At 64.6% G+C, this 12,602-nt stretch carries 12 protein-coding genes; 7 read left to right on the forward strand and 5 right to left on the reverse strand.

Going from position 1 to position 12,602, the window contains the following annotated elements; all coding sequences use genetic code 11:
• Positions 1-8: 8 nt before the first annotated feature.
• From mutY to ftsY, 3 genes are all read right to left on the reverse strand, one after another.
• Complete coding sequence (gene mutY, locus J2W94_RS01885; RefSeq protein ID WP_310089936.1) at positions 9-1,082, reverse strand: A/G-specific adenine glycosylase; 1,074 nt, start codon at positions 1,080-1,082, stop codon at positions 9-11.
• Entirely contained in the window at positions 1,079-2,332 is a 1,254-nt protein-coding gene (locus J2W94_RS01890; RefSeq protein WP_310089937.1) for a hypothetical protein, read from the reverse strand. The genes mutY and J2W94_RS01890 overlap by 4 nt, the downstream gene beginning before the upstream one ends.
• Positions 2,333-2,570: 238 nt before the next feature.
• Positions 2,571-3,740, reverse strand: a complete 1,170-nt coding sequence (gene ftsY, locus J2W94_RS01895) for a signal recognition particle-docking protein FtsY (protein WP_310089938.1) — start codon at positions 3,738-3,740, stop codon at positions 2,571-2,573.
• 47 nt (positions 3,741-3,787) lie between these two features.
• On the opposite strand from ftsY, the gene rsmD reads away from it, so the two are divergent.
• From rsmD to J2W94_RS01930, 7 genes are all read left to right on the forward strand, one after another.
• Positions 3,788-4,426: a 16S rRNA (guanine(966)-N(2))-methyltransferase RsmD gene (rsmD, locus tag J2W94_RS01900; RefSeq protein WP_310089939.1), complete on the forward strand. Its 639-nt coding sequence runs from the start codon at positions 3,788-3,790 to the stop codon at positions 4,424-4,426.
• Positions 4,423-4,929: a pantetheine-phosphate adenylyltransferase gene (coaD, locus tag J2W94_RS01905; RefSeq protein ID WP_310089940.1), complete on the forward strand. Its 507-nt coding sequence runs from the start codon at positions 4,423-4,425 to the stop codon at positions 4,927-4,929. Before rsmD ends, coaD begins: the two co-directional genes overlap by 4 nt.
• A gap of 48 nt (positions 4,930-4,977) precedes the next feature.
• Entirely contained in the window at positions 4,978-5,466 is a 489-nt protein-coding gene (locus J2W94_RS01910) for a hypothetical protein (protein ID WP_310089941.1), read from the forward strand.
• 89 nt (positions 5,467-5,555) lie between these two features.
• The gene (locus tag J2W94_RS01915; protein ID WP_310089942.1) at positions 5,556-5,810 is read left to right on the forward strand and encodes a YfhL family 4Fe-4S dicluster ferredoxin; all 255 of its coding nucleotides are present in this window, start codon (positions 5,556-5,558) and stop codon (positions 5,808-5,810) included.
• A complete protein-coding gene (gene ggt / locus J2W94_RS01920) occupies positions 5,807-7,597 on the forward strand; it encodes a gamma-glutamyltransferase (protein WP_310089943.1) in 1,791 nt (596 codons plus the stop codon). Before J2W94_RS01915 ends, ggt begins: the two co-directional genes overlap by 4 nt.
• 83 nt (positions 7,598-7,680) lie before the next feature.
• On the forward strand, positions 7,681-8,259 hold the full coding sequence (locus J2W94_RS01925) for a hypothetical protein (RefSeq protein WP_310089945.1): 579 nt from the start codon (positions 7,681-7,683) through the stop codon (positions 8,257-8,259).
• A gap of 127 nt (positions 8,260-8,386) precedes the next feature.
• Positions 8,387-9,277 carry an MBL fold metallo-hydrolase gene (locus J2W94_RS01930; RefSeq protein WP_310089946.1) on the forward strand — a complete coding sequence of 297 codons (891 nt, stop codon included), beginning with the start codon at positions 8,387-8,389 and terminating at the stop codon, positions 9,275-9,277.
• A gap of 136 nt (positions 9,278-9,413) precedes the next feature.
• On the opposite strand, the gene upp is transcribed toward J2W94_RS01930, so the two are convergent.
• Together upp and J2W94_RS01940 are read right to left on the reverse strand one after the other, a co-directional pair.
• Entirely contained in the window at positions 9,414-10,046 is a 633-nt protein-coding gene (upp, locus tag J2W94_RS01935; protein ID WP_310089947.1) for a uracil phosphoribosyltransferase, read from the reverse strand.
• Between the two features lie 159 nt (positions 10,047-10,205).
• A complete protein-coding gene (locus J2W94_RS01940; protein ID WP_310089948.1) occupies positions 10,206-12,533 on the reverse strand; it encodes a TonB-dependent receptor plug domain-containing protein in 2,328 nt (775 codons plus the stop codon).
• Positions 12,534-12,602: the final 69 nt, after the last annotated feature.

The following is a 12,602-nucleotide window of genomic DNA, read 5'->3' on the forward strand; positions in this document are numbered from 1 at the left end:
GCCGTCCCTTATTTTTCGAGTAAGCCGCCGAGCAGCTTGCGGATGGGCGCGGGCAACCCGAGCGAAACGAGGTCGGTAGGCGCCACCCAGCGCAGATCGTCATTGTCGCGCACGGCATCGCGCGCGGCGAGCGTCCGCCAGCGCAGCGGATGCATGCGCAGGCGGTAGTGGGTGAAGGTGTGCGGGATTTCGGCCAGCGCTTCGGCGTGGTCGTAGTCGCCCTGCAGATGCGTCGAGAACCAGGCGCGCGCCTGTTCGTGGGTTTCCGCTTCCGGCAACGACCACAGCGAAGCCCAGATGCCGGTCGGCGGCCGTCGCTGCAGCAGGATTTCGCCTGCGGGGTTCTCAGCAAGCAGGATCAGTGCCGCGCGTTCCGGCAACGGTTTGCCTGGGCGGGAAGTGGGAAGCTCCTCGACGCGCCCCTCGTTCAGCGCGACGCAATCGCTGTGCAACACGCAGAGCATGCAAGCCGGATTCTGGCGCGTGCACAGGGTCGCGCCGAAGTCCATCTGCGCCTGGGTGTAATCGGCCATGCGAGAAGGAGACAGGGGTGTTCCAGGAAGGTGCGCCTGCGCGAATGCCCACAGTTCCTTTTCCACCACCGGCGCATTCGGCCAGCCGGCGATGCCGTGGAAACGCGTGAGCACGCGCTTGACGTTGCCGTCCAGGATCGCGAAGCGATCGCCCCATGCCTGGGCCAGGATCGCGCCGGCGGTGCTGCGGCCGATGCCGGGCAAGGCCAGCAACGCGTCGTAGTCGCGCGGCAGATCGCCGCCGTGCAGTTCGACGCAGCGGCGCGCGGCGAGGTGCAGATTGCGTGCGCGGGCGTAGTAACCCAGCCCCGACCATTGCGCCAGCACTTCGTCCAGCGAAGCCTTCGCAAGATCCGGCAGAGTGGGAAACACGCCGACGAAGCGCTCGAAGTACGGCATCACCGTCTTCACCTGCGTCTGCTGCAGCATGATTTCGCCCAGCCAGACGCGGTAAGGCGTGCGCGGATGCTGCCAGGGCAGGTCGTGGCGACCGGAATGGTCGAACCAGTCCAGCAGCCGTTGCGCGAACGTGTCGGGCGCGGCGCTCATTCGGATGCCTGGGCTGCAGGAATTTCCGGGTCTTCCATTTGCAGTTCGACGCCTTCCAGCACCGCGCCCGACACTTCCAGTCTGGGCGCCTTCAACGTGCCGGTGAGGGGAGGAAGCGGGGAGCCCTTGGCGCCAGCCTCGCTCCAGTCCATTACTTCGAACAAGCGGAAGCGTCCGTCGAATACCGTCTGGTCGCGACGCAGCTGCAGCGCGACGATCCCCGAGAGATCGCTGGCGCCGCTGTAATCCAAAGCAAAGGGAAGCGGCGAGCCGGATTGCCCCAGCGGCGGCGGCAGCGCCGGCCACGCGGATGGCCAGCCCGCCAAGTTGCCGTCGAGATCGATGTGCAGCTTGTCGCCGAGGGAAAAACCGCCGGCCGCATCCACCGTCGGCATCGCATCCTTGCCACGCAGCGACACGCCGGCCGGTTGCAAGGTCATGGCTTGGTCGCTGAGCACGAGCGGTCCGGCCAGGCCCAATGCGAACGGCAATGAGGCATTCCCTCCGGCAACGTAGCGCGACTGCGCACCGAGCACGGCGTTGTGCAGACGCAGGCCCTGCTCGCTGCGCAGTTTCGCCGACAGTCTGATTTGCGAAGGCATTCGCCATTGGGCGCTTTCGAGCGTGATCTCGCCGACTACTCCCACGCCGGCTCCGGAACCAGGTTGGGTCAGGCTTGCGTACACGTCGGCCGGCACGCGCAGGTTGCCACCGAGGTAGCGGCCACGCACATGCATGCGCAATGGCTGGCCGGGCGCCAATGACGGCAGGTCGGCGTTCACGGCCTCGATCTTCCAATCGCTGCCCACGATCTGTCCGCGTGCGATACCGATTCCGCGGGAGAGCGTGGGAATCCGTGTTTCGCTGGGCGGCCGCTTCGCCTGCCAGCGCTGGAATGCGGCCAAGTCCAGGACCGGCGCATCCAGTTCCAGCCGATGGGCGGTGAGATCGCTGCCGCGTGCGCGCAACGTGGACCACGGCACGGAAATGAAAATGCGTTCGGCGGTGAGCAAGGGCGTCTTCGCGTCGGGTTCGCGCGCGGTGACGTTGCGCACGATCAATTGAGGTGTGCCCCGCAGGCGATATTCGCCTATGCCGGTGGCGGTGATTTCCAGGCCCAGTGCTTTGCCGGCCTGGCCGAGGATGGCGGCGTTGACGAATTCGGGGCGCGACAGCCAGCGCAACAGCAGGGCGGCGATCAAAATCAACGCCGCGATTACCGATAGCGCGATCTTGCGGCGCCGGGTCACGCGAACGCGCTCGTGTGTCTGATCACCTGGTGGCATTCATTCTGTCGCAACCCATGAACTCCATTCGTGGTGAGTCTGTCGAAGAAGGCCGTTCGTGGTGAGCCTGTCGAACCACGCCTTTCGCGGCAAAGTCAAAGTAGCTGCAACCTGGAGGATCCCGCCAAGAGCGTGGTTCGACAGGCTCACCACGAACGGCTTTTAAATACACAAATGGCTTCTAAATGCCTGACGGCTTGTTTCACGTGCCGAGCGTTTCCGGCAACAGAGCATCGACGAAGGCTTCGGCATCGAACACGCGCAAATCCTCCGAGCGTTCGCCGATGCCGGCATAGCGGATCGGGATGCCGAACTCGCGCGCCAGCGCGAACACCACGCCGCCCTTGGCGGTGCCGTCAAGCTTGGTCACCACCAGTCCGGTGACGCCAACCGCGGCATGGAACTGGCGCAGCTGCGACAACGCGTTCTGACCGGTGGTGCCGTCGATGACCATCAGCACTTCATGCGGCGCGGTGGGGTCGAGTTTGCCCAGCACGCGGCGGATTTTGCCCAGTTCCGCCATCAATCCCTGTTGCGTGTGCAGGCGCCCGGCGGTATCGGCGATCAGCACTTCGATGCCGCGCGCCTTGGCCGCCTGCAACGCATCGAACGCCACCGACGCCGCGTCGGCGTCCTGGCCCTGCGCGATCACCGGCACGCCGTTGCGTTCGCCCCAGGTCTGCAGTTGCGCCACCGCGGCGGCGCGGAACGTATCGCCTGCGGCCAACATCAGGCTATGGCCCTGTTCCTTGAAGCGGCGCGCCAGCTTGCCGATGGTGGTGGTCTTGCCCACGCCGTTGACGCCGACCGTGAGCACGACGAAGGGTCGGCAAGCGCGATCGATCTGCAACGGCAGCGCCACCGGGGCCAGCATCACGATCAGTTCCGTGCGCAGGGCCTTGAGCAAGGCCTGCGCGTCGCCGAATTCGCGCGCCTTCATGCGTTTGCGCAGACTTTCGACCAATGCCGTGGTAGCGGGCACGCCGACGTCCGCGGTAAGCAGTGCCGTCTCGATTTCGTCCAGCAGGTCGTCGTCGAGCTTGGGATTGCGGGAAAACAACCCGCCCAGGCCGCGCGCGAACCCGCTGCCGCGCAGTCGTTCTCGCCATCCGGGCTTACCGGCCGGCGCGGGGGGCGGTTGGTTGGCTTCGGCCGGTGCGGATGCAGGGGGCGCCGCAGCCGGAATTACAGCAATGGGCGGCGGCTCGAGGGCGGTTCCGGCGACCACGGCCGGATCGGCAGGCGCACTTTCCCCGGCGGCTTCCGGGAACGTGGCGGCCAGCTCTTCCAGGCTGTATCGGCGCGTGGCGTCGGTCTCAGGCGGGGTTTCGGAGCCGGAGGCGGGCTTCTTGCGACGGAAAAAACTGACCATTGCTCGGGGATATCGGAGAATGCGCACATGGTACCCGGATGCCCCCGATGAAACCCGCTTCCCACCCCCGCAAAGATCAGGCCGAGGCCGGCAAGATCCGCATCATCGGCGGCCGCTGGCGCGGCACGCGCCTGCCGGTACCCGGTAGTCCGGGCCTGCGCCCCAGCAGCGACCGCGCGCGCGAAACCCTGTTCAACTGGCTGATGCCGGTGCTGCCGGCTGCGCGGGTCATCGACGTTTTCGCCGGCACTGGTGCGCTGGGATTGGAAGCGGTGTCTCGGGGCGCGGCACGCGCCGTGCTGGTGGAACGCGACCCAGCCCTTGCCCAGACGCTGCGCGAGACGGTCGCGCGTCTGTCGGCGCAGGAGTCGGTGGAAGTAGTGCAGAGCGATGCGCTGGCCTGGCTTGCGCGGCAGCCGGCCGGTTCATTCGACCTGGCTTTCGTCGATCCGCCCTTCAGCGCGGGTTTGTGGCAAGCGACCCTGGACGTCCTGTTGCCGACCCTGGCGCCCGACGCCTGGGTGTACGTCGAATCGCCGCACGATCAGGCGCCGGCGTTGCCGCCGCAATGGGGGCTGCATCGCGAAGGCCGCACCCGCGAAGTGCGTTTCGCCCTCTACCGCGCACCCGACCGGCGCGGCGCTGATACACTGAATGGCAACGTTTCCGTGGCGGTTCCTGAATGACTGTGGCACGCACCCGCATCGCGGTTTATCCCGGCACGTTCGACCCCATCACCAACGGCCATATCGACCTGATCGATCGTGCCGCCCCTCTGTTCGAACGGCTGATCATCGGCGTCGCCGAGAGCCCGGGCAAAGGTCCGGCGCTGCCGCTCGAACTGCGGGTAAGGCTGGCGCGCGAAGCCGTCGCCCACCATCCCCATGTCGACGTGCGCGGCTTCAATTCGCTGCTCGCGCATTTCGTCAATGAAGTCGGCGGCGGTGTGTTGTTGCGGGGCCTGCGCGCGGTTTCCGACTTCGAATACGAATTCCAGCTGGCCAGCATGAACCGCCACCTGATTCCGGAAGTGGAAACGCTGTTCCTGACCCCGGCCGAGCAATATGGCTTCATTTCCTCCTCGCTGGTGCGCGAAATCTCGCGGCTGGGCGGGGATGTTTCCGGTTTCGTGCCGCAGGCCGTGGCCGTGGCGCTGCAGGAACAATGGCAGCTCAAGACTGCGGGTTGATCCATGCCGTACCATTCATCGCAAGACTTATCTGGAGGGGAAGAAACCATGAAGATCGCTACACGACTGTTGCTCGCCGCCTGCCTCGTACTGACGTTCGCCGCCTGCAAGAAGCAGGAAGCCGCAGCGCCGGTCGAGGCCGCTCCGCTGACCGCGCCCGCCACCGCCGACGACGCTGCCTGGAAGGCGTACCTGCAGGATGTGGTTTCCCGCAACATGGGCGACATCACCAATAGCCCGTTCGTCTATTACCTGACCAGCCAGAGCAATCCCAAGTTCGAAGCCGACTACAAGGGTCAACTGGATCAAGTCAGCAACGCCCTGGCGCGCGGCATCGTCGGCGGCAATCTGATCGCGTTCGGTTCGCCCGAATCGGCCAAGATGGCCGACATCGCGGTGGCCGGATTCAAGGCCGTGCCGCCGGACACCATGAAGAAGGTCAAGATCATCTTCATCGGCCAGGCCGCCGATAGCGAGCGGGTCAAGGCTGCGGTCACCGCCACCGGCGCCGACTACGTTTTCGTGGAAGCCAAGTGATCTCCGCGGGGCGTGGCCGCGATGCGGCCACGCCTTACGGATGAACAGGATTCCGGAATCAAAACAGCGTCCTTGAGCCTTCGATCGAAATGTCACTGAAGATCAACGAGCTGTGCGTGAACTGCGACGTGTGCGAGCCCGCCTGTCCCAACCAGGCCATCGCCATGGGCGAAACCATCTACGTGATCGATCCGGCGCGGTGCACCGAGTGCGTGGGGCATTTCGACGAACCCCAGTGCGTGGTGGTCTGCCCGGTGGAATGCATCGACCCCGATCCGGCGTATCCTGAGAGCGAGGAGGATCTGCTGGCGAAGCTGCGCCGGCTTCAACAGGAGCAGGCATGAAGCCCCATCGACCTTTCACTGATCGACTTTCTACCGATCGATTCTCCATCTGTCTTCTTTTCGCACTCGTCCTTTCGCTGGCGCCGGTATTCGCGCTGGCCCTGTCGCCCCAGGCGCAGCCGCAAACCGCGGCGGTCGCGACGCATCCTCCCGGCGCCGCCATCGCTTCGGGGCATAAGCTGGCCACCGAAGCAGGTCTGCAGATCCTGGCCGAAGGCGGCAATGCTTTCGACGCCGCAGTGGCGGTTTCCTCCACGCTCTCGGTCGTGGAGCCGATCAGTTCGGGCTTGGGAGGCGGTGGCTTCTTCCTTCTGCATGATGCGAAAACCGGTAAGGACGTGATGCTGGACGCGCGCGAGTACGCGCCCGAATCGGCCGCGCCAGAGGAATTCCTGGACAAGAACGGTGAGCTGGATCGCGACCGTTCGGTGAACGGTCCCTGGTCGGCCGGTATTCCCGGCCTGCCTGCGGCGTTGGTCGAATTGGCCGGCAAGCATGGACGGCTGCCGCTGCAGGTTTCGCTGGCGCCCGCGATCCGTATCGCCAAGGAGGGTTTCCCGGTCTATGCGCGCATGGCCAAGGGCTATGCCTCCCGCCGCGAAGTCATGGAGCGCTATCCCGGCACGCGCGAGGTCTATCTACGCAACGGCAAGCCCATCCAGGAGGGCGACATCTTCCGCCAGCCTGAGCTCGCGCATACGTTCGAACTATTGGCGGCCAAGGGATTCGACGGCTTCTATCGCGGCGAAACGGCGAAGAAGCTGTTGAAGGGCGTGAACCAGGCCGGCGGACGCTGGACCGCGAAGGAGTTGGCGGCCTATCAGGTCAAGCAGCGCACGCCCATTTCCTTCGAATATCGCGGCTGGAAAGTCACCACGCCGCCGCCGCCGTCCTCCGGCGGTATCGCGCTGGTCGAAATGCTGCAGATCTTGGAACCATGGGACCTGCAGAAGCTCGACGAGGCGCATCGCACGCACCTGGTCGTCGAGGCGATGCGCCGCGCCTATCGTGACCGCACCTTCTTCCTGGGCGATCCGGATTTCGTCGATATCCCGCAAGAAGTGCTGACCAGCCGCGACTACGCGCAGGGCCTGCGCGCCACCATCCATCCGGACAAGGCCACGCCCAGCGACCTGCTGTCCGGCAAGCCGACGCCGCTGGAAGACGAAGAGACCACGCACTTTTCCATCATCGATGCCGAGGGCAACCGCGTCGGCGGCACGCAGACGGTGAACCTGCTTTATGGTTCGGGGCTCATTCCCTCCGGTACCGGCGTGCTGCTTAACGACGAAATGGACGACTTCGCGCTGAAGCCCGGCACCCCGAACGCATTCGGCGTTATGGGCTACGAAGCCAATGCGCCCAAACCCGGCAAGCGCATGCTCAGTTCGATGACGCCGACTTTCATGGAATCGCCGGAAAAGGTCGCCGTGCTGGGCACGCCGGGCGGCAGCCGCATCATCACCATGGTCCTGTTGGGCATCCTGGGGTACGACGCTGGTTTGTCGGCGCAACAGGTGGCCGCGTTGCCGCGTTATCACCACCAATGGCTGCCCGATGTAATCTCGGCCGAAAGCGGCGCTTTCACGCCGCAGGTCGCCGAAGCGCTGAAGCAGATGGGGCACCAGGTCGACCTACCGGGCGAGACCGCCGCAGACGGGCGCGGCTCCAGCCATGTCTGGGGCAACCTGCAGACGGTGATGTGGGATCGCAGGGACAACACGCTCTCGGGCGGCGCCGATCCGCGCAACCCGGTGGGCGAGGCGAAGGTTGAACTGAAGCCTTAGCCCTGAAGTGAAGGCACGGTCGATTGCACCGGGGTCATCGGCGATAGAATCCCCAGCGATCCATCCACCCATTGGAGTTCCGCGTGGCGGACAACGAGAAAAAGCCGGTCGTCACCCATTTGCCCGCCATCCTGACGGGCAGCGCGGCCTTGCTCGCGGCGCTGACCACGGTCTATGTGAACATCCGCAATGACCTGAAGGATGAGCCTGCGACGCCAGCCCCGGTGGTAGCGGCAGCCAAGCCTGTGGAACCTGCCGCGCCTGCGCTTCCGCAGCAATTGCAGTTGCGCCTGCAGCGTGTCGCCGTGCAGCAGGACGGCGCGGTGGGAACGGCGGACTGGCGCTTTTCCATCGAAGCGGATGGGCAGCCGCTGTACGCGTTCCAGCAGGATTCGATGACGTCCGAAGGCGGCCGCAACATCGTGGTGGTCGGCGCGGATCGCGATGCCAGCGCGGATCTCGAACTGGCGCCCGGCAAGCGCATTCCCATCACCATCAAGGGGTGGCGTGGCGGTTGGTTCAAGAAGGCCGGCGAACCCACGGTGCTAGGACAAGGCTGGGTGACCTCGGCGGGTGCGCTTTCGCCTATCGCGGTCAGGGCCGCCGACGAGAGCAAAGGCGCTTTCACTTTCTATTTTTCGGCCGTGCCCGAGAAGAATTGAAGCGGCAATGAAGATCGTAGGAGCGACGTGAGTCGCGAAGCCTTGCGCCTCTAACGGCCTTTCGCGACTCACGTCGCTCCTACGCGCTCCTACACGCCCCTACAAAAGGCGGGAGTACAATCGGCTTATGAAGCTCTGGTCCTTGCTCGGCAATTCGCAGAAACTCGATGGCGGCGCGATGTTCGGCAACGCCCCGCGCGCCATGTGGGAGAAGTGGTCGCCGCCGGACGAGGAAAACCGCATCTCGCTGGCATGCCGCGCGCTGCTGGCCAGCCCGCTCAACGGCAAGGCCGTGCTGTTCGAGACGGGCATCGGTGCGTTCTTCGAACCGAAGCTGCGCGAACGCTACGGCGTGCAGGAAGCGCAGCATGTGCTGCTGGATTCGCTGCATGCCGCGGGTTTCGATCACGGGGACATCGACGTGGTGGTGCTGAGCCATCTCCATTTCGACCATGCCGGCGGCCTGCTGGCCCCGTGGAAGGAGGGTAGGGCGCCCGAACTGCTTTTTCCCAATGCGACCTATGTGGTCAGCGCAGGGCATTGGCAACGCGCGCTGCATCCGCATCCACGCGACCGCGCCAGTTTCATTCCCGAACTGCCGGGGTTGCTGCAGGCCAGCGGACGCCTTGAGATCGTGGACGGCGAGTTTTCAACGGCGCTCGGCCGCAGCGTGCGCTTCAGCTATAGCGACGGGCACACGCCCGGACTGATGCTGGCGGAAATCGTCGGGCCGGAAATCGTCGACGGCCAGACCCATGGCGGCGTGGTGTTCTGCGCCGACCTGATTCCGGGCCGCTCCTGGGTGCATGTGCCCATCACCATGGGCTACGACCGCAACGCGGAACTGCTGATCGACGAGAAGCGCGCGTTTCTGGAAGACAAGCTGGCGCGCAATGTGCATTTGTTCTTCACCCACGACACGCAATGCGCACTGGCGCAGGTGACGCGGGATGAGAAGGGTCGCTTTGGCACTACGCACGAGGTCGCGGAGTTGCACGCGCGGCCGTTGGTCGCTTGATGCTTTGAGCCCCTCCCCAGCGGGAGAGGGGTTGGGGTGAGGGTACGGCGAAGTCCATATAACGCTGACATCATGGACTTCGCCGTACCCTCATCCGCCCTTCGGGCACCTTCTCCCTATGGGAGAAGGGAAAGCCTCAACCAATCCGCGTCCCGAAGATCCGATCGCCCGCATCCCCCAAACCCGGCAGGATGTAACCGCGCTCGTTGAGGCGTTCGTCGATGGCGGCGGTGTAGATCTCCACATCGGGGTGCGCTTTCTCCAAAGCCGCCAATCCTTCCGGCGCAGCGACCAGGAAGATGCCCCTGATGCGCCGGCAACCCGCGCGTTTGAGCATGTCGATGGTGGCGATAAGCGTGCCGCCGGTAGCCAGCATCGGGTCCAGGATCAGCGCATCGCGTTCTTCCAGACGACCCGTCAGCCGTTCGAAGTAGGGCACGGGTTGCAGGGTTTCCTCGTCACGCTGCAGGCCGACCACGCTGACGCGCGCGGTGGGAATCAGGGCCAGCACGCCTGGCAGCATGCCCAGGCCCGCGCGCAGGATCGGCACCAGAGTGATCTTGGCGCCGGCGATCTTCTGCACCTGCACCGAGCCGGCCCACCCGGTCATGGTCTCTGATTCGGTTTCCAGGTCTGCCGTGGCCTCATAGGCCAGCAGCGTGCCCAGTTCGGTCACCAGTTCGCGGAAATCCTTGGTATTGAGGCCGGCATTGCGCAGCAGGCCGATCTTGTGGCGAACCAGCGGGTGGCGGACTTCGACGATTTTCATGGAAGAGGTTATCGGCAAGGACGATAGGTCACAGTCTGCCTCAAGCCTCGCGCACTGTCGAAATCGGAGCGTGGGAGCGCCGTCCCGGCGTGAGCTCTTGCTTTGCATAGGGTCACAAGCAAAAGCTCGCGCCGGGACGGCGCTCCCACGACTGGCGAATCAGAACGCCCAGCGCATGACCAGCTGATAGCTCGGGCCGGCCTCTTCGGATTCCAGCTCGTACTCGTCGTAGTCGCGGTCGATCTGGTCGGCCTCGTTGTCGAACTTGTGGAAGAATTCGTCCTTCGACGCGTCCAACAGGTTGGCCGCGCTCAGCCGCACCGAGAGCGTCTTGCCGAAGCGCTTCTCGACGAACACTTCCAGATCGTCGCCGTACTTGACCGTCACTTCCTCGGCCAGCACGCGGCTGAAGGCGTCGCCCTGCTTGCGATAGGTCGCGCCGAAGCTGGCGGCCCACGACGGCAGGTCCTGGATGAAGCCGATGTTGTAGACGCTCCTGGCCTGGTCGTTGAAGCGGCGCTCGCCGATGAAGTCGGTGACCTTGCTGTTGAGGTAGGAGTAGTTCAAGAACACGCCAGTGTTCGGCATGCCCAGCGCGGTCAGCGGCGTGGAAAGGTCGAACTCCACGCCATACACCTTGCCGTCGCCGACGTTGGCCGAGGTGAACAGCCAGCTTTCCGGTTCGAACTCGAAATCGTCCTCGGTCGAGCCCGGGTTCTGCTCAAGGAATTCCTCAAGGTCCTCTTCGTAGGTGTCCTGCGCGTCTTCACTCCATTCGCCGGTATTGACCAGTTCGATCAGGTTCTTCACGTCGCGGTAGAAGAAGTTCACGCCGACCACGCCGTGCTTACCCAGGCGATGTTCGAAGCCCAGGTCGATGCCGTTGGCGGTTTCCTGTTCGAGCTGCGGGTTGCCGATGTAGTCGTTGTCGCCGTACTCGCCGTCCAGCAGCGCCGGGATCAGCTCATTGAAGTTCGGGCGCTTGACGCTCTTGGCCAGCGACAGACTGATGCGGTCGGCGTCGGTCAGGTCCCACTTCAGGTGCAGCGACGGCAGCAGTTCGTTGTAGTCCTTGCTGGCGGCGCCTTCGACTTCGTCGTCCTCGCTGTAGCGGATGTCCGATTTGGTGGTTTCGTAGCGCAGGCCGGCTTCCCAGGAGAACATCTCGCCCTTTCCCGAAAGCATGAGGTACGGGTCGACACGGGTTTCCTCGATCAGCGAGCCGATGGTGCCGTCCAGTTCGTAGACCACCGGATCGCCTTCCTCCTCGCCTTCCCACTCGTAGTTGGTGTAGACGATATCGCGCTTCTTCCTGTGGTAGTCCACGCCGAACTCCAGTTCGGCGCTGCCCGCGGGGCGCTTGTGCGCGATCTTGAAGCCGGTCTCGGTGTCGTCGGCTTCCACGGCCGAGGCCTCGGCTTCGGAGGCATCCCATTCGCCATTGACGTACTCGTGCGATTCCTCGCGCTCAGCGCTGTTGTCCTCGAATTTGGCGTAGTCGAGGTCGAATTCGGTGGTGCCACCGGCCATGTCGAACTTGTACTCGGCGCCGATGCCCCAGTTCTTCTGGTCGATGGGATTGAAGCCGGGCACGTTGGCCTCGATCACGTCCTCGTCGTCGTACTCGATCTCGTGCGAGACCTCCTTAACGTCGCGATCGGTCTTGACGTAGAAGCCGTCGATGCTGAAGCGTCCGGTCTCGCCGACGTCGACGGTATAGGAGACGTTGGCCGAGTAGTCGCGGCCGTCCTTAACTTCGCTCTGGTCCTCGAAGCTGACCAGTTCTTCCATCGACGGATCCGAGAAGCGGTCGGAACGCTTGATCTTGGCGCGGTAGCGGTCCTGCACGTTGATGCCGGCGAGGAGGCGGCCGCCCAGGGCTTCGCCGCTGGTCACGGCGCCGAAGGTCGGATTCACTTCGCCGTCGTACCAACGGGTCAAACCGATGCGCAGGTAGCTGCCGTCGAACGCGTAGGCGTCGCGCAGCACGATGTTGATCGCACCGGCCATGGCGTCGCCGCTGCGGTTGGCGCTGGTGCTGCGCAGGATCTCGATGTGGTCGACCATTTCCGCCGGGATGCGGTCCACCCAGAACGAGCGGTCGTCGCCGGCCCCCGGCACCTTCTTGCCGTTGATCAGCACCTGGGTGTAGCCGGCGGCCATGCCGCGCATCATCACGCCATCGGATTCCATGATGTCGGAGCCGACGAAGGTCACGCCCGGCAGGCGCTTGAGCATGTCGCCGACGGTGGACGGCTCGAAACGCTGGAAATATTCCAGGTCGTAAGACAGCACCGGCGCGGTGTCGTCGGTGCGGTTGCGGTAGGCGATCTCGCCCTGCACCACGATGGTGTCCAGCTGCTTGGCTTCGCTGGCGCCATCGGGCATCTGCTGCTCGGTCTGCGCTACCGCAATGGCCGGTATCGACGCGAGCATCGCGCAGGCCAAGGCCTGCGACAGGCTTGCCGCCAGGAGGTTCTTCTTCATTGCCACGCTTCCCCGTGAAGTTAATCCGCATGTTCTACGGGAGGGTTATGGCGGAAATATGACGTGGGC

Source organism: Pseudoxanthomonas sacheonensis, from assembly GCF_031455975.1.
Lineage (GTDB): Bacteria > Pseudomonadota > Gammaproteobacteria > Xanthomonadales > Xanthomonadaceae > Pseudoxanthomonas_A > Pseudoxanthomonas_A sacheonensis_A.